Source organism: Acidovorax sp. GW835-FHT14G06 (genome assembly GCF_058793595.1).
In genome coordinates, this window is record NZ_JBXAGA010000008.1 from 237,925 (window position 1) to 256,595 (window position 18,671).

17 protein-coding genes are annotated in these 18,671 nt (G+C 65.6%); 13 read left to right on the forward strand and 4 right to left on the reverse strand.

The window, feature by feature from the left end; genetic code table 11:
• Positions 1–83: 83 nt before the first annotated feature.
• The 5 genes from AC1Q64_RS16235 to pyk all read left to right on the forward strand — a co-directional run bounded on the left by AC1Q64_RS16235 (position 84) and on the right by pyk (position 4,988).
• On the forward strand, positions 84–473 hold the full coding sequence (locus tag AC1Q64_RS16235) for an S-adenosylmethionine decarboxylase family protein (RefSeq protein WP_492252056.1): 390 nt from the start codon (positions 84–86) through the stop codon (positions 471–473).
• Positions 470–1,246, forward strand: coding sequence for a nucleotidyltransferase family protein (locus tag AC1Q64_RS16240; protein WP_492252057.1), 777 nt, complete (start codon positions 470–472; stop codon positions 1,244–1,246). The genes AC1Q64_RS16235 and AC1Q64_RS16240 overlap by 4 nt, the downstream gene beginning before the upstream one ends.
• The gene (locus AC1Q64_RS16245) at positions 1,243–2,640 is read left to right on the forward strand and encodes an aminopeptidase P N-terminal domain-containing protein (protein WP_492252058.1); all 1,398 of its coding nucleotides are present in this window, start codon (positions 1,243–1,245) and stop codon (positions 2,638–2,640) included. The genes AC1Q64_RS16240 and AC1Q64_RS16245 overlap by 4 nt, the downstream gene beginning before the upstream one ends.
• 14 nt (positions 2,641–2,654) lie before the next feature.
• Complete coding sequence (locus tag AC1Q64_RS16250; RefSeq protein WP_492252059.1) at positions 2,655–3,440, forward strand: CPBP family glutamic-type intramembrane protease; 786 nt, start codon at positions 2,655–2,657, stop codon at positions 3,438–3,440.
• A 111-nt stretch (positions 3,441–3,551) separates the two neighbouring features.
• Positions 3,552–4,988, forward strand: a complete 1,437-nt coding sequence (gene pyk / locus AC1Q64_RS16255) for a pyruvate kinase (RefSeq protein ID WP_492252060.1) — start codon at positions 3,552–3,554, stop codon at positions 4,986–4,988.
• 13 nt (positions 4,989–5,001) lie between these two features.
• Here the strand turns inward: pyk and AC1Q64_RS16260 are convergent, their stop codons facing one another.
• A complete protein-coding gene (locus AC1Q64_RS16260; protein WP_492252061.1) occupies positions 5,002–5,562 on the reverse strand; it encodes a phosphatase PAP2 family protein in 561 nt (186 codons plus the stop codon).
• Complete coding sequence (locus tag AC1Q64_RS16265; RefSeq protein ID WP_492252062.1) at positions 5,555–6,316, reverse strand: phosphatase PAP2 family protein; 762 nt, start codon at positions 6,314–6,316, stop codon at positions 5,555–5,557. Before AC1Q64_RS16265 ends, AC1Q64_RS16260 begins: the two co-directional genes overlap by 8 nt.
• Before the next feature lie 92 nt (positions 6,317–6,408).
• Between AC1Q64_RS16265 and AC1Q64_RS16270 the strand changes: the two genes are divergently transcribed.
• The 8 genes from AC1Q64_RS16270 to AC1Q64_RS16305 all read left to right on the forward strand — a co-directional run bounded on the left by AC1Q64_RS16270 (position 6,409) and on the right by AC1Q64_RS16305 (position 16,463).
• Positions 6,409–7,113 carry a response regulator transcription factor gene (locus tag AC1Q64_RS16270; RefSeq protein WP_099732317.1) on the forward strand — a complete coding sequence of 235 codons (705 nt, stop codon included), beginning with the start codon at positions 6,409–6,411 and terminating at the stop codon, positions 7,111–7,113.
• Positions 7,110–8,501, forward strand: coding sequence for a histidine kinase dimerization/phospho-acceptor domain-containing protein (locus AC1Q64_RS16275; protein WP_492252063.1), 1,392 nt, complete (start codon positions 7,110–7,112; stop codon positions 8,499–8,501). Before AC1Q64_RS16270 ends, AC1Q64_RS16275 begins: the two co-directional genes overlap by 4 nt.
• A 91-nt stretch (positions 8,502–8,592) precedes the next feature.
• Entirely contained in the window at positions 8,593–9,657 is a 1,065-nt protein-coding gene (gene fba / locus AC1Q64_RS16280; RefSeq protein WP_099731867.1) for a class II fructose-bisphosphate aldolase, read from the forward strand.
• Positions 9,658–9,973: 316 nt separating this feature from the next.
• The gene (locus AC1Q64_RS16285) at positions 9,974–10,708 is read left to right on the forward strand and encodes a hypothetical protein (protein WP_492252064.1); all 735 of its coding nucleotides are present in this window, start codon (positions 9,974–9,976) and stop codon (positions 10,706–10,708) included.
• Between the two features lie 63 nt (positions 10,709–10,771).
• On the forward strand, positions 10,772–12,373 hold the full coding sequence (locus AC1Q64_RS16290; protein WP_492252065.1) for a Re/Si-specific NAD(P)(+) transhydrogenase subunit alpha: 1,602 nt from the start codon (positions 10,772–10,774) through the stop codon (positions 12,371–12,373).
• 34 nt (positions 12,374–12,407) lie between these two features.
• Positions 12,408–13,820 (forward strand): Re/Si-specific NAD(P)(+) transhydrogenase subunit beta, encoded by a 1,413-nt coding sequence (pntB, locus tag AC1Q64_RS16295; RefSeq protein WP_492252066.1) that lies wholly within the window; start codon positions 12,408–12,410, stop codon positions 13,818–13,820.
• A 94-nt stretch (positions 13,821–13,914) separates the two neighbouring features.
• Complete coding sequence (locus tag AC1Q64_RS16300) at positions 13,915–15,594, forward strand: long-chain-fatty-acid--CoA ligase (RefSeq protein WP_291440047.1); 1,680 nt, start codon at positions 13,915–13,917, stop codon at positions 15,592–15,594.
• Positions 15,595–15,710: 116 nt separating this feature from the next.
• Positions 15,711–16,463: a 5'-methylthioadenosine/adenosylhomocysteine nucleosidase gene (locus AC1Q64_RS16305; RefSeq protein ID WP_291440049.1), complete on the forward strand. Its 753-nt coding sequence runs from the start codon at positions 15,711–15,713 to the stop codon at positions 16,461–16,463.
• A gap of 194 nt (positions 16,464–16,657) precedes the next feature.
• Here the strand turns inward: AC1Q64_RS16305 and corA are convergent, their stop codons facing one another.
• Entirely contained in the window at positions 16,658–17,644 is a 987-nt protein-coding gene (gene corA / locus AC1Q64_RS16310) for a magnesium/cobalt transporter CorA (protein WP_015016148.1), read from the reverse strand.
• 212 nt (positions 17,645–17,856) lie between these two features.
• Positions 17,857–18,654 (reverse strand): uracil-DNA glycosylase family protein, encoded by a 798-nt coding sequence (locus tag AC1Q64_RS16315; protein WP_492252067.1) that lies wholly within the window; start codon positions 18,652–18,654, stop codon positions 17,857–17,859.
• Positions 18,655–18,671: the final 17 nt, after the last annotated feature.

Genomic DNA, 18,671 nt, shown 5'->3' on the forward strand with positions numbered 1-18,671 from the left:
CATTTTACCGGGGTGTCTTTCTCCCACCTGAATTCGTGGCCTGCGGGCCGGGTGCGCCACCACAATGCACTACAGTGCGGCCCATGCAAGGACTGCATCTCACCGCCGATCTCCATGGCTGCCGTTGCGCCCCCGCATGGCTGCTGGACGCCACCGCCCTGGGCCGCGCCTGTACCGATGCGGTGCGCACCGCCGGGCTACAGCCTGTGGGGCAGTTGTTCCACGAATTTCCTGCCACGGGGCATGGCCCCGGCGGGGTGACTGCCACGGTGTTGCTGGCCGAGTCGCACCTGTGCGTGCACACGTGGCCTGAGCAGCGCGGCGTCACGCTGGATGTGTATGTGTGCAATTTCGGCGCCGACCATTCGGCCAAGGCGCGTGCGCTGATGGAAGCCCTGCTGGCCTTGTTCGACCCCACCACCGTGGAACGCCAAGCGCTCCAGCGAGGCACTGTGAGCGGGGTGGCGGCATGAGTCCCGCCCGCCACCAGGTGCCTGCCCTGCTGCTGGCAGCGGGCCGGGGCGAGCGCATGCGCCCCTTGACCGACAGCACACCCAAGCCGCTGCTGCAAGTGCAAGGCCAGCCGCTGTTGCAGTGGCACCTGCAGGCTCTGCGGGACGCAGGCGTAGAGCGGGCGGTGATCAACACCGCATGGCTGGGTGGGCAGATCAGCGCGCATTTTTCCAGCGTTTTTGCCTCCAAGCGCTTGAAAAACATGCTTGGGCAGCTATCAATTTCATACTCGCACGAAGGGGTGGACTTTGGCAGCGCGCTGGAAACCGCCGGCGGCATCGCACGCGCGCTGCCCCAGCTGGGGGCTGTGTTCTGGCTGGCGGCGGGCGATGTGTTTGCGCCCGACTTCGTGTTCGACAGCGCAGCGGTGGCGGCCTTCGAGGCCAGCGACCATCTGGCCCACCTGTGGCTGGTGCCCAACCCCGCCCACAACCCGCGTGGTGACTTTGGCCTGTCGGCAGACGGGCTGGCGCTGAACCTGCCCGCCGATGACCCCGCGCCACGCTACACCTACAGCACCATCGCCCTGTTGCGCGCCGAGCTGTTTGGAGCGCCGTGGTGCGACATTCCGCCCGGAAACCCCGGCGGCATCAAAGCCCCCCTGGCGCCGCTGCTTCGCCGTGCAATGGACAATGGCCGCGTCAGTGCGCAGCTTTACACCGGCCGCTGGACCGACGTGGGCACGCCAGAGCGGCTGGCCGAACTCAACTCCTTTTCTTCCAACGCGCCATGAACACCACCGTGCCTGCCTCTGTCTACGCCCAGCGCCGCGCGCACCTGGCTGCCCAGCTGGGCCCCCGGGGTATCGCCATCATTCCTACGGCGCTGGAGCGCCCGCGCAACCGGGACAGCGACTTTCTGTTCCGCCATGACAGCTACTTCTATTACCTGACCGGCTTCACCGAGCCCGGCGCCTGCCTGGTGCTGGCGCACGATGGCCGCAGTACGCTGTTCTGTCAGCCCAAGGACCTGGAGCGCGAGATCTGGGACGGCTACCGCCTGGGCCCGGCCGCTGCCCCTGCCGCATTGGGCGTAGACGCTGCGCATTCGATGGCTGAGCTGGACAGCAAGCTGCCGCGCCTGCTCGAAAACACCGCCTGCGTCTGGTACCCGTTTGCCACACACAGCGGCCTGGCCGCGCGGGTGGAGGGTTGGCTTAACGTGGTGCGCGGCCGTGTGCGCTATGGCGCCATCTGTCCCGCCGAGCAGAACGATCTGTGCACCTTGCTCGACGAGATGCGCCTGTTCAAGGACGCACACGAGCAGGACATCATGCGCCGTGCCAGCGCCATCAGTGCGCGGGCCCACATCCGCGCCATGCAGCGCTCGGCCCGCATGCTGCGCGCCGGGGCGGATGTGCGCGAATACCACCTCGATGCCGAGTTGCTGCACGCGTTTCGCGAGGCGGGCTCGCAGTACCCGGCCTACAGCTCCATCGTGGCGGCGGGCGCGAACGCCTGCGTGCTGCACTACCGCGCAGATGCGGCACCGGTGCGCGATGGCGAGCTGGTGCTGATCGACGCGGGTTGCGAGCTGGACAGCTACGCCAGCGACATCACCCGCACCTTCCCTGCCAACGGAAAATTCACGGGCCCGCAGCGTGTGCTGTATGACCTGGTGCTGGCCAGCCAGGATGCCGCCGTGACGGCCACCAAGGCTGGGGCGCGCTTCAACGACCCGCACGATGCCACGGTGGCGGTGCTGGCACAGGGCATGCTGGACCTCGGCCTGCTCGACAAGAACAAGGTGGGGTCTGCGCAGGACGTGGTCGAAAAGCGCGCCTACTTCCAGTTCTACATGCACCGCACCAGCCACTGGCTGGGCATGGACGTGCACGACTGCGGCAGTTATGTGGAGCCGGGCGAGGTGGGACAGGTGAGCGAGCGCAAGGACCCGCTTTCGGGCGAGACCATCACCAACCGCCCCAGCCGCATCCTGCGGCCCGGCATGGTGCTGACCATCGAGCCCGGCATTTACGTGCGCCCCGCCGACGGCGTGCCCGAGCAGTTCCACAACATCGGCATCCGTATTGAAGATGATGCCATCGTGACGGACGCGGGCTGTGAACTGATCACGCGCGGCGTGCCCGTGAAGGCCGACGAGATCGAAGCGCTAATGCGAGCCTGAACGTGGGCAAAACCATGGCCGTGGACAACGCTGCCGAGGCAGACGCGGCGCGCGCTCTGGCGCAACCCGGCAAGTGGCGGTTGGGTGGCGCGCTGTGGCTGCTGGGCATGCCCGGCGTGGTGGCGGTGGTCTGGACACTGTTTCCCACCTTGAAGGCCAACGATGCCCTGTTGCCGCTGCCACCGTGGGCCGTGCTGCTGCTCAGCGGGCTGCAGACCGCCGCACTGTTGGCGCTGGCCGTGGCGCTGGGGGTGTGGTTGGCGCCCCGTGTGGGCCTGCAGGCGCCCGCTGTGTCGTCCTTGCTGTCCGGTAGGCCCATCGGCCCCGCGTTGCGTGCCCAGTCCCTGCCCGGCATCTTGGGCGGTGTGGTGGGTGCCGCGTGGTTGTGGGTGCTGTCCCAGGTGGCGCCCGCCGCACTGCAACCGTCGGACCCTGCCAGCGCCATGCCTCTGGTGGTCAAGCTGCTGTATGGTGGCATCACCGAAGAGCTGCTGGTGCGCTGGGGTGTGATGACCCTGCTGCTGTGGATGGGCTGGCGCGTGCTGCAGCGCGGGCAGGGTCAGCCGGGCATGGTGGTGGTGGCTGTGGCGGTGCTGCTCAGTGCCCTGTTGTTTGCGTTGGGGCACCTGCCTGCCGCGCAGGCGCTGGCCGGGGAGTTGACCGCGCCGGTCGTGTTGTTCGTTCTGGCGGGCAACACCGCCTTTGGCCTGGTGGCGGGCTGGCTTTATGCGCGCCACGGCCTGGAGGCCGCGATTTTTGCGCACGTGCTGGCGCATCTGTTGTCATTCCCGGTGCTCTGACACGGCGCTGCGTCACAGGTCGGTTGCAAGGGGTAACTCGTATGTAACCGCTTCGTGTGAGAATTGAAACTCGATTACATCGCCAACAACCGAGAGAAAAGAGACATGTCCATGCCTACCCGTCGCGCCACCAAGATTGTTGCCACCCTGGGCCCCGCATCGAGCGACCCGGCACTTCTGGAGGCCATGATCCGAGCGGGCGTGAACGTGGTGCGGCTGAACTTCAGCCACGGCAAGGCGCAGGACCATATCGACCGTGCCGCCACCGTGCGTGCCGCTGCCCAGCGCGCAGGGCGCGAAGTGGCCATCATGGCCGACCTGCAGGGCCCCAAGATCCGTGTGGGCAAGTTTGCCGAGGGCAAAGTGCAGCTGGAATCGGGTGCCAAATTCGTGCTGGACGCCTCGCGCACCGAACTGGGCGACATCGATGGCGTGGGGCTGGACTACAAGGAGCTGCCGCGTGACGTGAAAGCGGGTGACCTGCTGCTGCTCAACGATGGCCTGATCGTGCTCACCGTGGATGCGGTGCGCGGCGAAGAGGTGCTCACCACCGTCAAGGTAGGCGGCGAGCTGTCGAACAACAAGGGCATCAACAAGAAGGGCGGCGGCCTCACGGCACCGGCCTTGACGGCCAAGGACATGGAAGACATCCGCACGGCCATGAGCTTCCAGGCCGACTATGTAGCGGTGAGCTTTCCCAAGAACGCGACCGACATGGAAATGGCGCGCCAGCTGTGCAATGTGGCCGCGTCCGAGTACCGCCACAAGCCGGGCCTGATCGCCAAGATCGAGCGCGCCGAGGCCATCCCGCACCTGGAGGCCATCTTGCGCGTTTCCGACGGCATCATGGTGGCGCGCGGCGACCTGGCGGTAGAAGTTGGCAATGCGGCCGTTCCCGCGCTGCAAAAGAAGATGATCCGCATGGCGCGCGAGCTGGACAAGGTCGTGATCACTGCCACGCAGATGATGGAAAGCATGATCACCAACCCCGTACCCACGCGTGCCGAGGTGAGTGACGTGGCCAACGCCGTGCTGGACGGCACCGATGCCGTGATGCTGAGTGCCGAGACGGCCGCAGGCCGCTACCCGCTCGAAACCGTGGAAGAAATGGCCACCATCTGCGCCGCGGCCGAGGCGGCGGAAGACCACCAGCTGGATGCCGACTTCACCGGCCAGACCTTTGGTCGCATCGACCAGTCCATTGCCATGGGGGCGTTGTTCACGGCGCACCACCTGGGCGCCAAGGCCATCGTGGCCATGACCGACAGCGGCGCCACGGCGCTGTGGATGAGCCGCCACAGCATCCGTATCCCCATCTACGCCCTCACGCCCAAGGTGGCTACCCAGCGCAAGATGGCCATGTACCGCAATGTGCGTCCCCTGCTCATGGACACCAGCGCCGACCGTGACACCGCGCTGGACCAGGCCGAGCGCCACCTCAAGAGCCGCAACATCGTGCAAAAGGGCGACGTGTATGCCATCACCTGCGGCGAGCCGATGGGCGCGCCAGGTGGCACGAACATGCTGAAGATCTGCGTAGCCAGCTGAGGACAGCCGCAGGTCACGGTGCGTTGCCTTGCGGCGATTTGTGCAGCAGGGCTTGCCAGCGCGTTGCCCGCGCAGCCAGTGCATGCATGGCTGCTGCCGCCAGTCCACCGGTGAGCAGGCCTGCCAGTACGTCGGACGGAAAGTGCACGCCCAGGCACACGCGGCTCCACACCATGGCCGCTGTCACTGCGATGGCCAGCCAGGTCAGCCCCGTGACCGGCCGCAGGGCGAGGCTGGCCGCCAGCGCGGCGGCTCCTGCCACATGCATGCTGGGAAAGCCTGCCCGCGCGGCGTGTTCAATCCACTGCACGCCAAGGCCCAGTTGCGCCGGGCGTGGCGCCGGGACGGCCAGCCGCAAAAGTTGCACCCCCACCCACGCCAGGGCCATGGACGCGAGCGCCAGTGCCAGTGCGCGCCGCTGCGCCGCATTGCCCAGCACAAAGCTGCCGAGCAGCAGGCCGCCCATGGCGGTGGGCAGTTGCTGCGACACCCACCGGGCCACCGTCACCACTGCGGGCAAGGTGGCGGCGTCGGCATTGAGGGCCTGAAACAAGGCCAGGTCGAGTTCAAGCATGGGAGCTGTCCGGTGGCGTGGTGGTGCTGGCGAAATGTGGAAAGCGCGGGCGCAGTGCTGTGGCCGCCAGGTCGCAGAGCCAGCCGGTCGTCCAGCACAGCCAGCCTGTCCACAGCGTGTGGCTCATGAAATGGGCGCCACGCACCTGCTGCGCTGCGCCCAGCACAAACCCCGCCAGCAATGAGCCAGCCAGCCACCAGCGGGCTGCGGCGGGTGCCTTGTGACGCAGCGCAAAGTAGCCCCCCAGAAATGCGAACCCGGCTGACGCATGGCCCGCCGGGAAGCAGCGACCGCTGCCGCCATCGAGCACGCCCAGCGCCCAGTGCGACACGTGGCGTGCCACGCCGCCAAACTGCGCAAGGTCCCAGGGGCAACTGGTGGCGCTGAGGTTTTTGGTGATGCTGACCACGGCCAGCGAGAGCAGGGCACTCACGGCCATCTGCAGGCGCTCGCTGGCGTCCAGCTTACGCAGAAAGCCGCGTGGCCACCACACGCTCAGGGCCAGCAGCAACACCAGCAACCATCCCAGGCGGCGGGCTCCTTCGTGCAGCACCTGCACAAAAAACCACTGGTCCCGCATCGGAAATCCGTTGGACGACCCAAACACCTGGGCAAACGCCAGGTCTTGCCCCGCGGCATCCCAGGCCACCACACAGGCCAGTGCTCCCAGAGTCCAGACAAGCAGTGTGTGGCGGTGGGAGGGGGTTCGGGACGCAATGGGTGCGGTGGACGGCGTGACGGGCGAAGGCTGCATGGGCTGCAAGATAGGCGGTCGTACTTAACGCCGTCTTAAAGCCGATGCTGCCCTTGTCCCGCCCCTGTCCGATGGGCTGCGACAATGCCCGCATGCGAATACTCGTGGTCGAAGACGATGCGGGCATAGCCAGTGGCCTGCGCAGCAATCTGCAGCAACGCGGCTATGCAGTGGATGTCAGTGACGGCGTCGCCAGCGCCTGGAGTGCCCTGCGCGCCGAGCGTTTCGATGCCGTGCTGCTGGACCTGGGGCTGGTGGACGGTGATGGCAGCGAACTGCTGCGGCGCCTCCGCCTGAGCCCGCCCGCCACCGGGGCCGCGTCGTCCGCCTTGCCGGACCCCTCTACACCGGTGCTGATCGTCACGGCGCGTGACCAGGTGCACCAGCGCATCGCGGGGCTGGATCAAGGCGCCGACGACTACTTGACCAAGCCGTTTGATGTGGACGAGCTGGACGCGCGCTTGCGGGCGCTGCTTCGGCGTGCAGCAGGACGGGCGTCGCCCACCATCCGTCTGGGTGATATCGAGCTGGACCCCGCGACCCGCACGGTGCGCCAGCAAGGCAACCCCGTGGAGATGTCTCCGCGCGAGTTTTCCGTGCTGCTGGTGCTGCTGGAGGCGCGGGGCCGGGTGCTGTCGCGCCAGCAGATTGAGGAACGCCTGTACAGCTGGGATGCCGCGGTGGAGAGCAACGCGGTCGAGGTCCACATCCACCACCTGCGCCGCAAGCTGGGCAGCGCCTGTATCCAGACCATGCGCGGGGTGGGTTACTTCATGCCGCAGGAGAAGCCCGCGTGAACGCGCCCGCATCTCGTCGCCCGGCGCCCGGGCGCCGCCCATCGTTGACCCGGCAGCTGCTGCTGTGGTCGTTGGGCGCGCTGGCCATCGTCTGGGGCAGCTTCGTCTTCATTGGCTACCGGACCGGTGTGCATGAGGCCGATGAGCTGACTGACGGGCACCTGGCCAGCGTGGCCGCGCTGCTGCTCAACCTGCGGGCCACCGAGGCGATGGAAGGCCCACAGCGGACCGAGCGCACCCCCACACCCTGGCTCAAGACGCACGACTATCAGCAGACCATCAGCGTGGTGCAGTGGGATGCGCAGGGGCGGGTGCTCTCGCTCACGGGCTCGGTGTCCGAGCCGCCTTTCAGCGATGCCGAGGGGTTTGCCGACCTGACACTGGGGCCCGACAAGGTGGCCTGGCGCAGCTTTTCGCAATGGGATGCCGGGCGCACCCGCAAGATCATGGTGATGCTGGAGCTGCGCGAGCGGGACGAGCTGGCGGATGACATTGCCGGGCAGCTCATCGAACCCGGCTTGTGGTTGCTGCCTGTGGTGTCCCTGGCCTTGGGGCTGGCGCTGTGGCGCGGCTTGCGGCCCCTTTATGCACTGTCGGCCGATGTGGCGGCGCTGGACCCGGCCAGCGCCCAGCGCCTGGCCTCGCGCCATGCCTGGAGCGAGTTCGAGTCGGTGGTGGCGTCGATCAATACGTTGCTGGACCGCCAGCAGGTCGCCATGGTGCGAGAGCGCCGCCTGGCCAATGAGGTGGCCCACGAGCTGCGCACGCCGCTGTCCTCCATCGCACTGCAGGCCAGCGCCCTGGCGGGGGAACTGACGGAAGAAGCCCGTGCCCAGGCGCTGGCGCGCATCGGCCAGGATGCTCTGCGCGCGGGTCACGTTCTCAACCAGCTGCTGGCCCTGGCCCGCGCCAGCCGGGCTGAGCTGCACGAAGCCAAGGCGCCCGTGGACCTGAGCGCACTGGCGCGGTCGGTGTGCGCCGACTATGCCCAGGCGGCGTGGAAACGCGGCGATGACCTGGCCCTGTCAGCCCCGCCTGCTCTCACCGTGCCCGGCCATGCGGTGTTGCTGGACATTGCAGTGCGCAATCTGGTGGAAAACGCGCTCAAGCACACGCCCGAAGGCACCCAGATCGCGGTCCAACTGGGCTCCACCGACACCGGTGGCGCGTGGCTGCAGGTGTGTGACGATGGGGCACGCCAGCAGGTGGGCAGTGCGGTGGGCCGTACTGCGGCCTCACCGGTGGACAGCCTGCACCTGGGTCATGAAATCCTGCGCCGCGTGGCGGACATCCATGGGGGGCACTTTGGTGCCGCACCTGCGCTAGCGCCCTTTACCACCTGCTACCGGTTGGATTTGCCATCGCCCTCCGTGTTGTCCCCCGGTTAAAATTGCGAGTTACGAAGCGGTTACCACCGCGTTGCCCGGTGCTACAGCGCCTCGCCCCCTCCTTCATCAACCCACCACGGACCCCACGACCATGCCCCTCGTTTCGATGCGCGAACTGCTCGACCATGCCGCTGCCAACAGCTATGGCATCCCTGCCTTCAACGTCAACAACCTGGAGCAGGTGCAGGCCGTAATGGCTGCTGCGGACGAAGTGGGCGCTCCCGTCATCCTGCAGGCCAGCGCTGGCGCACGCAAGTACGCGGGCGAGCCCTTCATCAAGCACCTGATCCAGGCAGCGGTCGAGGCCTTCCCTCACATCCCGCTGGTGATGCACCAGGACCACGGCACCTCGCCCAAGATTTGCCAGGGTGCGATCGACCTGGGCTTTGGCTCGGTGATGATGGACGGCTCGCTGATGGAGGACGGCAAGACGCCTTCGTCGTTTGACTACAACGTTGAAGTGACGCGCAAGGTGGTGGACATGGCGCACAAGGTGGGCGTGACGGTCGAAGGCGAACTGGGCTGCCTGGGCAACCTCGAAACCGGGGACGCGGGCGAAGAAGACGGCATTGGTGCGGTCGGCAAGCTCGATCACAGCCAGATGCTGACCGACCCCGAAGAGGCCGCGGTGTTCGTGAAGGCCACGCAGCTGGACGCACTGGCCATTGCCATCGGCACCAGCCACGGCGCCTACAAGTTCAGCCGCAAGCCCACGGGCGACATCCTGGCCATCAGCCGTGTGAAGGAAATCCACCAGCGCATCCCCAACACCCACCTGGTGATGCATGGCTCCTCGTCGGTGCCTGCCGAGTTGCTGGCCATCATCAACCAGTACGGCGGCAAGATGAAGGAAACCTACGGCGTGCCGGTCGAGGAAATCCAGGAAGCCATCAAGCACGGCGTGCGCAAGATCAACATCGACACCGACATTCGCTTGGCGATGACTGGCGCGGTGCGCAAGTTCCTGTTCGAAAACCCCGACAAGTTCGACGCCCGCGAATGGCTCAAGCCCGCTCGCGAAGCGGCCAAGCAGGTCTGCAAGCAACGTTACCTGGAGTTCGGCTGCGAAGGCCAGGGCAGCAAGATCAAGGGCCTGAGCCTGCAGGCCGTGGCTGCGCAGTACGCTTCGGGTGCGTTGGCCCAAGTGGTGAACTGATCAACGGCACAAGGCTCTTCGGGGCCACTGCCCAGCCTGGCTGCATTGTGCTGCCAGGCTTTTTTTTGCCCAGTCGCCGCGTTGACTGGGGAGTTCCCTCTACAGAAGACAAAGGCGACAGCGATAAGAATTTCTTCATGTAAGCTCGCGGTCAGCTTGCCCACCGGCAGCGCCGCAAGAAGTGTCTGATACCAGGGCGCTTTCAACACATTTCTCACCAGCTACACCGAGCTGGTTGTTGCATGGCAAGAGCCGTCGAGGGACGGACTCGGGTGCCGTGGGATGATTGAAGGCGAATTCGTATGAACCTTTCTCTATGACTCTGACCATTTCAAAGTTTCGGCGGCTGTTGCCTCTCTTGTCTGTGTTGGCTGTGACGATGTTCACGGTGGCGTGCGCGCCCCTGACCGTTCCTCCCAAGTCCGAATATCCCGTGGGTCGTGCCCGTCTGGTCTTGCCGCCGGGGGCATGGCAGGACCTGGGTACTTCCGATGAAGCCATTGCTGGTTCTGGAGGCCGCACCTCACTTCAAACACGTGACGTGGGGCTGCGTGGTGCGCAAGGCGAATGGTTGGGTGCGCTGCGCGTGCAGACCAACCGTACTGGCGACCTGCGTGGGTCTCCGCAAGGGGTGGGGTACTGCCCGGCGCAACAGGACGTCATGGTGAAGGATGCCGCCGATGGCAGCCCTGTGCGGGCCGATTGCCTGCGCTTCAAGCTTTGGGCGAGCAGCCCCAAGTGGCTCGAAAAGAACCGGCCCGATCTCGTTCAATGGATGGCCAGCCACCAGATCGCGTTGAACTCCCCCTATTCGTATGTGGGCTACCGCTACGTCACTGAAGCGGGTGTCTGGGTGGTGGTGGATGCCCTGGTCGATCAGCGGCTGCTGAGTTCCCGGCCGCGCAACAACGAAGAATTCCTGGTGGCCGGCCGGCCTGCCCAGCAATGGGCCTATGACCTGGCTCAGGCCGTGCGCCTCAGCTCCGGCATGGTGGACGGCCACCTGGCCATTCCGCCCTTTCCCTTCCCCGCGCCCACTTCCAGGCCCTAGCTCGCCAGTCCTCCCCTGCCTGGCGGCCTTGCATAACGATTACGAAACTTGAGGAGACCTCTGATGCAGACAAGCCCCGTCCCGCAGCCGCAGCGTATCGGCGTGCCAAGGGAAATCTTTCCCGGCGAAAAGCGCGTGGCCACCGTGCCCGATGTGGTGGAGAAGCTGATCAAGCTGGGCTTCACTGTCACGGTGGAGTCTGGGGCTGGGGATGCCGCCAATTTCAGTGATGACGCCTACCGCGCCGCCGGGGCCCAGATCGTGGGCGACGCTGCCGGGCTGTGGGCCGCATCCGACATCGTCTTCAAGGTCCGCCCGCCCAGCAGCGATGAAGTGGCGCTGATGCGCGAGGGCACGACCCTCATCGACTTCATCTGGCCCGCCCAGAACCCCGAACTGATGCAGCAGCTGGCGGCCCGCAAGGCGACGGTGCTGGCCATCGACTGCCTGCCGCGCACGCTCTCTCGCGCCCAGAAGATGGATGCGCTCACTTCCACCGCAGGCGTCAGCGGCTACCGCGCCGTCATCGAGGCGGCCAACGCCTTCGGCCGCTTCTTCAACGGCCAGATCACGGCCGCAGGCAAAGTGCCGCCGGCCAAGGTGTTCATTGCAGGCGCTGGCGTGGCGGGGCTTGCGGCCATCGGCACCGCGGCCAACCTAGGCGCCATCGTGCGCGCCAACGACACGCGCGCCGAGGTGGCCGACCAGGTCAAGTCGCTGGGCGGTGAGTTCGTCAAGGTGGACTACGAGGAAGAAGGCTCGGGCGGCGGCGGCTATGCCAAGGTCATGAGCGAGGGCTTTCAGGCTGCGCAGCGCAAGATGTACGCGGAGCAGGCGAAAGACGCCGACATCATCATCACCACCGCGCTGATCCCAGGCAAGCCCGCGCCCAAGCTCATCACCGCCGAGATGGTGCAGAGCATGAAGCCCGGCAGCGTGATCGTGGACATGGCCGCCGAGCAGGGCGGTAACTGCGAACTGACCGTGCCCGGCGAGGCCGTGGTACGCCATGGTGTGACCATCGTCGGCTACACCGACCTGGCCTCGCGCCTGGCCAAGCAGTCGTCCACGTTGTATTCCACCAACCTGCTGCGCCTGACAGAAGAGCTGTGCAAGGCCAAGGATGGCGTAGCCGTGGTCAATATGGAGGACGACGCGATCCGGGGGCTCACCGTGGTCAAGGAGGGTGCCATTACCTGGCCCGCACCGCCACTCAAGCAGGCACCACCACCCGCTCCCAAGGCAGCAGCGGCACCCGTGGCTGCCAAGAAATCCAGCCATGGCCCCGGTGCACCCATGTCCGCCAAGACGCTGACCATTGTTTTTGCCGTGCTGGCCGTGCTGTTCTGGGCCATCGGTGCCTATGCGCCGTTGGCCTTCCTGGGGCACTTCACCGTGTTCGTGCTGGCCTGTTTCATCGGCTACATGGTGGTTTGGAACGTCACCCCTGCGCTGCACACGCCGCTGATGAGCGTGACCAACGCGATCTCCAGCATCATCGCCATCGGTGCGCTGGTGCAGATTGCGCCGCCCGATGCCGGTGTGAACGGACGACCGGACGGGCTCATCCTCTGGCTGGCCTTTGCGGCGCTGGTGCTCACGGCCATCAACATGTTCGGTGGCTTTGCGGTCACGCGCCGCATGCTGGCCATGTTCCGCAAATAACTCCATAACGACAAGAACACAAGGAGCACAGAACATGTCCCAAAGTCTCGCTACCGTGGCCTACCTGGGCGCGGCCATTTTGTTCATCCTGAGTCTGGGCGGGCTCTCCAACCCCGAAACTTCGCGCCGGGGCAACCTCTTTGGCATGGTCGGCATGGCGCTGGCCGTGCTGGCCACGGTGTTCGGCCCGCGCGTCAGCCCTGCAGGCGTGGCCTGGATCGTCGGTGCACTGGTCATTGGCGGCGGCATTGGCCTGTATGCGGCCAAGGTCGTCAAGATGACCCAGATGCCGGAGCTGGTCGCACTCATGCACAGCCTGGTGGGCCTGGCTGCTTGCCTGGTGGGGTTTGCCAGCTATGTCGATACCTCGATCCAGCTGCAGGGCGCTGAAAAGATCATCCACGAGGTGGAGATTTATGTCGGCATCCTGATTGGTGCCGTCACGTTCAGCGGCTCGCTGATCGCCTTCGGCAAACTCAACGGCAAGATCGGCGGCAAGCCGCTGCTGCTGCCTGGTCGCCACTGGCTCAACCTGGCCGCGTTGCTGATCGTGATCTGGTTCGGCCGCGAGTTTCTGCGCGCCGAGACCGTTGAGCAAGGCTTGGTGCCGCTGGTCGTGATGACAGTGATTGCGCTGCTGTTCGGCATCCACATGGTCATGGCCATCGGTGGCGCCGACATGCCGGTGGTGGTGTCCATGCTCAACAGCTATTCGGGCTGGGCGGCGGCGGCCACGGGTTTCATGCTGTCCAACGACCTGCTGATCGTGACCGGCGCGCTCGTGGGCTCCTCGGGCGCGATCCTGAGCTACATCATGTGCAATGCGATGAACCGCAATTTCATCAGCGTGATCGCGGGCGGCTTCGGCTCGGGTGCTGGCGCGCCCGCCAAAAAGGGCGAAGCTGCAGAGCCGCAGGGCGAGGCCGTACCCGTCAGCTCGGCCGAAACGGCCGAGCTGCTGCGCGACGCCAAGAGCGTGATCATCGTGCCCGGCTATGGCATGGCCGTGGCCCAGGCCCAGCACACCGTGTACGAGATCACCAAGACCCTGCGCGAAAAAGGCGTGGATGTGCGCTTTGCCATCCACCCCGTGGCAGGCCGCATGCCCGGCCACATGAACGTGCTGCTGGCCGAGGCCAAAGTGCCTTACGACATCGTGATGGAGATGGACGAGATCAACGAGGACTTCCCCGATGCTGATGTGGCCATGGTCATTGGCGCCAACGACATCGTGAACCCCAGCGCGCTCGACGATCCGTCCAGCCCCATCGCCGGCATGCCGGTGCTGGAGGTGTGGAAGGCCAAGACTTCCATCGTGATGAAGCGCTCGATGGCCTCGGGCTACGCCGGGGTGGACAACCCCTTGTTCTACAAGGACAACAACCGCATGCTGTTTGGCGATGCCAAGAAAATGCTGGACGAGGTACTGACCGCGCTCAAGAGCTGACGGGCATAATTCCTCCACAATAAAAGCACGACCGTGCTGAAAAACATCGGCGTACTTTCAGGACCCCCATAAAACCTAACAGGAGACAATCCCAATGACCGACCGCCCGTGGCTGGCCGCCTACCCACAAGGTGTTCCCGCAGACATCAACACCACGCAGTACAGCTCCCTTGTGGCGCTGATGGACGAAGCGTTCAAGAAGTACGCCAACCGCGTGGCCTACAGCTTCATGGGCAAGGACGTGACGTACGCCCAGACCGATTCGCTCTCCAGCGCGTTTGCTGCCTACCTGCAGAGCCTGGGCCTGGTCAAGGGCGACCGCGTGGCCATCATGATGCCCAATGTGCCGCAGTACCCCGTGACCGTGGCTGCCGTGCTGCGCGCGGGGTTTGTGGTGGTCAACGTGAACCCGCTGTACACCCCGCGGGAGCTGGAGCACCAGCTCAAGGACTCGGGCGCCAAGGCCATCGTCATCATCGAGAACTTCGCGACCACGCTGGAGCAGTGCATTGCGCACACGCCCGTCAAGCACGTGGTGCTGTGTGCCATGGGCGATCAGCTGGGTCTGCTCAAGGGGGCGCTGGTCAACTACGTGGTGCGCAACGTCAAGAAGATGGTGCCCGCCTACAACCTGCCAGGGGCGGTGCGCTTCAACGACGCGGTGGCCCAGGGCACGCGGGGCACGCTCAAGAAACCCGACATCAAGCCTGACGACATCGCGCTGCTGCAGTACACCGGCGGCACCACGGGGGTGAGCAAGGGCGCCGTGCTGCTGCACCGCAACGTGATCGCCAACGTGCTGCAGTCCGAGGCCTGGAACGAGCCCGTGATGAAGAAGGTGCCGGCGGGCGAGCAGCCCACCAGCATCTGCGCGCTGCCGCTGTACCACATCTTCGCGTTCACCGTGAACATGATGCTGAGCATGCGCACGGGCGGCAAGACCATCCTGATCCCCAACCCGCGCGACCTGCCTGCGGTGCTCAAGGAGCTGTCCAAGCACACCTTCCACAGCTTCCCAGCCGTCAACACGCTGTTCAACGGCCTGGCCAACCACCCGGACTTCAACACCGTCAACTGGAAGAACCTCAAGGTCTCGGTGGGCGGCGGCATGGCGGTGCAGGGCGCCGTGGCCAAGCTCTGGCTCGAAAAGACAGGCTGCCCCATCTGCGAAGGTTATGGCCTGTCGGAGACCAGCCCCTCGGCCAGCTGCAACCCCACCACCAGCACCGAATACACCGGCACCATCGGCGTGCCGCTGCCCAGCACCTCCATGAAGCTGCTGGACGACGAGGGCCGCGAGGTCACCACGCTGGGCGAGCCGGGCGAAATCGCCATCAAGGGCCCGCAGGTGATGGCCGGTTACTGGCAGCGCCCCGATGAAACCGCCAAGGTCATGACCGAGGACGGCTACTTCAAGTCCGGCGACATCGGCGTGATGGATGCGCGCGGCTTCTTCAAGATCGTAGACCGCAAGAAGGACATGGTGCTGGTCAGCGGCTTCAATGTGTACCCCAACGAGGTCGAAGAGGTGGTGGCCAACTGCCCTGGCGTGCTCGAATGTGCCGTGGTGGGGGTGCCCGACGAAAAGACCGGTGAAGCCGTGAAGCTCGTGATCGTGAAGAAGGACCCGGCGCTCACCGAAGCGCAGGTCAAGGAGTTCTGCCGCCATGAACTCACGGGCTACAAGCAGCCCAAGGTGATCGAGTTCCGCACCGAGCTGCCCAAGACGCCCGTGGGCAAAATCTTGCGCCGCGAACTGCGCGACAAGAAGTAACGCAGCCACTGGCGCGCCACAATCCCCAGGCGGCCTCGGCCGCCTTTTTTGCGACCGCGCCGCGATGCTGGCGCGCGTATTTTGTGACCCGATGACATGACCAAGAGGACCTTTGCATGAGCACTGCCATCCTGAGTGCGTTGCCCGAAGAGCAAAGCTCGCTGCTGCAACACCTGGCGCACCCCCACCGGGTGATGCATGCAGGCCGCGCGTTCTGGTGCGGGGAACTGCATGACCGCCCGGTGGTGCTGGCGTTGTCGGGCATCGGGAAGGTGGCGGCTGCCACCACAGCCACGGCCTTGATCGAACATTTCGGAGTGGCACGCATCGTCTTCACAGGTGTGGCCGGGGGCGTGGGCGATGGGGTCCACCGGGGCGATGTGGTGGTGGCGCAAGACTATGTGCAGCACGACATGGATGCCTCGCCGCTGTTTCCGCGCTGGGAGCTGCCAGGCTACGCCTGCAGCCGCCTGGCGTGCGATACCGCGCTGACTGCTATGCTTTTTGAAGCTGCCAACCTATGCGTCACTAGCGCAAGCGGCCTCTGGGGCTTGAAAACCATCCACGGGGATGCTCACCGCGCACACCGGGGCCTGGTGGCGAGCGGCGACCGTTTTGTCTCCACCGCGCACGAATCTGAGCGCCTGCGCACTGCCCTGCGCGACGCCGGGCATGACGTGCTGGCCGTAGAAATGGAAGGCGCCGCCGTCGCTCAGGTCTGCCACGACTACGGTCTGCCCTTTGCCGCCGTACGCACCATCTCCGACCGGGCCGACGACGAAGCCCACGGCGACTTCTCCCAGTTCGTGCAGACCGTGGCCAGCCGTTATGCCGAGCACATGGTGCTGTCGTTTTTGCAAAAGCTATGAAATTGATAGCTTTCGAGGCATATTGAACGGGCGCTAGTGGTAGATTTGGCTCCTATGTAAGGACCCGACCACAGGCCATTTGCCGCAATGCTCTGAAACCGGCGCTGTGCATCTACCAGCGCCACCGCGGAGCCGGCTTTGCCGGGCCGCTGGAGGTGTCCCCCTCGGGGGGAAGGCGTGCAACGCCACAGGGGCTACTTCAACCAGCCTCGCTTGCGGAAGTACCACATCGGCCCCAGCGCACTGGCCAGCATCAGGCCCAGCGCATACGGGTAGCCCAGCGACCAATCCAGCTCCGGCATGAACTTGAAATTCATGCCGTACACGCTCGCGATCAGCGTGGGCGGCAGCAAAGCCACGCTGGCCACCGAGAAGATCTTGATGATCTTGTTCTGGTTGATGTTGATGAAGCCGACCGTGGCGTCCATCAAGAAGTTGATCTTGTCGAACAAAAAGGCCGTGTGGTTGTCCAGCGATTCGATGTCTCGCAGGATCTGGCGGGCTTCCTCGAACTGCTCGGAGTTGAGCATCTTGGAGCGCATCATGAAGCTCACGGCGCGGCGCGTGTCCATCACGTTGCGGCGGATGCGCCCGTTCAAGTCTTCCTGGCGCGCGATGGCGGCCAGCACCTCGCCGGCGCGGGTGTCGGTCACGTCGCCGGCCAGCACCTGTTTGCTCACGGCCTCCAGCTCGTCGTAGATGTTCTCCAGCGTGTCGGCCGAATACTCGGCGTCGGCGTCGAACAGCTTGAGCAGCACTTCCTTGGCATCTTCGATAAGGCCGGGCGCGCGGCGCGCGCGCATGCGCAGCAGGCGGAACACGGGCACGTCTTCATCGTGGATGGAGAACAGCACGCCCCGGCTTTTCAGGTTGGTGTTGTGCTGGTTCAGGATGAAGGCCACACGCACCGAACGGGGGTCTTCGTCGTCATCGATCAAGAAGTCGCTGCGGATGTGCAGCTCGCCGTTGTCTTCCTCGTAGAAGCGGGCGGATTCCTCGATGTCCTCGTCCATCGCATCCTCGGGAATGGACAGACCGTAGTGCTGCTTGATCCAGCGCTTCTCTTCGAGCGTGGGGGCTTCCAGGTCCACCCAGATCGGCTGGAACTTGGTCAGCTCTTCCAGGGACTCGATTTCTTCCTGGAACAGCCGGCCATTGGCGAGCGTAAAGATGTTGAGCATGGGCTCACTCCCTTGTTTTTTTGGCGTCTGCGGTGTGGGGGTAGGGGTGCTTTCAACCCCACAGCAGTCAAATGCGCCGGGAGCTGAAAGCTACCAACTCGGGTAGGTTTCCAAGGAGCTGTCTCCGTAAAAATAGGCAAGCGGCGGATTATGGCACCGGGCGATGACCTCGCGGGCGCCCGGTGTGGCGTGGCATGGGGGCAGAGCCGCTTTCAGCGGGCGTCACCCCCGGCCTCGGCACTGCGCACCATGGCCAGCGCCCGGCACAGGTCCGCCCAGGCGGCGGCCTTGTTGTCCTGCGAGCGCAGCAAAAAGGCGGGGTCGTAGGTCACCACGGCCGGGCATCCGGCCAGTACATGTGGCCCCGCGCGCAGGCGGCCCAGGGGCTCGGTGCGCCCCAGCGCCGCGCGCGCCGCCACGTGGCCCAGCACCAGCACCATGGCGGGCTGCAAGTGGGCTACGGTGTCGGCCAGGGCGGCTGGGATGTCCGTGCTGGCTTCGGTGCCAGGCGCAGACCGCTCCAGGGCGGCCAGGAACACGCGCGGGTGGCGGTGCAGTTGCATGGCCCGCAGCATGTTGTCGAGCAAGCGGCCCGCATCGCCACCCAGGGGCTCGGCGGGGGTCAAGCTCTCGGCCACGATGAGCCAGCCCCTGCCCAACCCGGCGGGCGTTTGCGCCGGGTCGGCGGTGGGGTAGAGCGTCTGGGGTGGGTGCAGCCGCAGGGCGGGCGTGGCCGCGCCTGTGGTGGCAGGTGCAGGAGTCGGAGCCGGCGGTGCGCTGCGGTTGGTGGTGTGGGCCGGCGGCGCTTGGGGGCGCTCGGCGAGCGCAGGGGACGGTGTCTGTGGTTGTGCGCGCGGCGACGCCATGGCAGGTGCTGCCACGGCCGCAGGAGCCGCAGAGGCGGTTGCCGGGGGCTGGGCGATGGCCTCCTGGGCGGGGGATGGGCCCCACACGGTGACGCCCATTTCTTGCAGCATGGCGCGCTGGCGCGCATCGAGGTGGAGGCTCATACGGAAAGAAAACAGGC

What these genes read in the sequence shown, in the direction of transcription:
- AC1Q64_RS16235 (WP_492252056.1), top strand. Translation starts at nt 84, where the DNA reads ATGCAAGGACTGCATCTCACCGCCGATCTCCATGGCTGCCGTTGCGCC.
- AC1Q64_RS16240 (WP_492252057.1), top strand. Translation starts at nt 470, where the DNA reads ATGAGTCCCGCCCGCCACCAGGTGCCTGCCCTGCTGCTGGCAGCGGGC.
- AC1Q64_RS16245 (WP_492252058.1), top strand. Translation starts at nt 1,243, where the DNA reads ATGAACACCACCGTGCCTGCCTCTGTCTACGCCCAGCGCCGCGCGCAC.
- AC1Q64_RS16250 (WP_492252059.1), top strand. Translation starts at nt 2,655, where the DNA reads ATGGCCGTGGACAACGCTGCCGAGGCAGACGCGGCGCGCGCTCTGGCG.
- pyk (WP_492252060.1), top strand. Translation starts at nt 3,552, where the DNA reads ATGCCTACCCGTCGCGCCACCAAGATTGTTGCCACCCTGGGCCCCGCA.
- AC1Q64_RS16260 (WP_492252061.1), bottom strand. Translation starts at nt 5,562, where the DNA reads ATGCTTGAACTCGACCTGGCCTTGTTTCAGGCCCTCAATGCCGACGCC.
- AC1Q64_RS16265 (WP_492252062.1), bottom strand. Translation starts at nt 6,316, where the DNA reads ATGCAGCCTTCGCCCGTCACGCCGTCCACCGCACCCATTGCGTCCCGA.
- AC1Q64_RS16270 (WP_099732317.1), top strand. Translation starts at nt 6,409, where the DNA reads ATGCGAATACTCGTGGTCGAAGACGATGCGGGCATAGCCAGTGGCCTG.
- fba (WP_099731867.1), top strand. Translation starts at nt 8,593, where the DNA reads ATGCCCCTCGTTTCGATGCGCGAACTGCTCGACCATGCCGCTGCCAAC.
- AC1Q64_RS16285 (WP_492252064.1), top strand. Translation starts at nt 9,974, where the DNA reads ATGACTCTGACCATTTCAAAGTTTCGGCGGCTGTTGCCTCTCTTGTCT.
- AC1Q64_RS16290 (WP_492252065.1), top strand. Translation starts at nt 10,772, where the DNA reads ATGCAGACAAGCCCCGTCCCGCAGCCGCAGCGTATCGGCGTGCCAAGG.
- pntB (WP_492252066.1), top strand. Translation starts at nt 12,408, where the DNA reads ATGTCCCAAAGTCTCGCTACCGTGGCCTACCTGGGCGCGGCCATTTTG.
- AC1Q64_RS16300 (WP_291440047.1), top strand. Translation starts at nt 13,915, where the DNA reads ATGACCGACCGCCCGTGGCTGGCCGCCTACCCACAAGGTGTTCCCGCA.
- AC1Q64_RS16305 (WP_291440049.1), top strand. Translation starts at nt 15,711, where the DNA reads ATGAGCACTGCCATCCTGAGTGCGTTGCCCGAAGAGCAAAGCTCGCTG.
- corA (WP_015016148.1), bottom strand. Translation starts at nt 17,644, where the DNA reads ATGCTCAACATCTTTACGCTCGCCAATGGCCGGCTGTTCCAGGAAGAA.
- AC1Q64_RS16315 (WP_492252067.1), bottom strand. Translation starts at nt 18,654, where the DNA reads ATGAGCCTCCACCTCGATGCGCGCCAGCGCGCCATGCTGCAAGAAATG.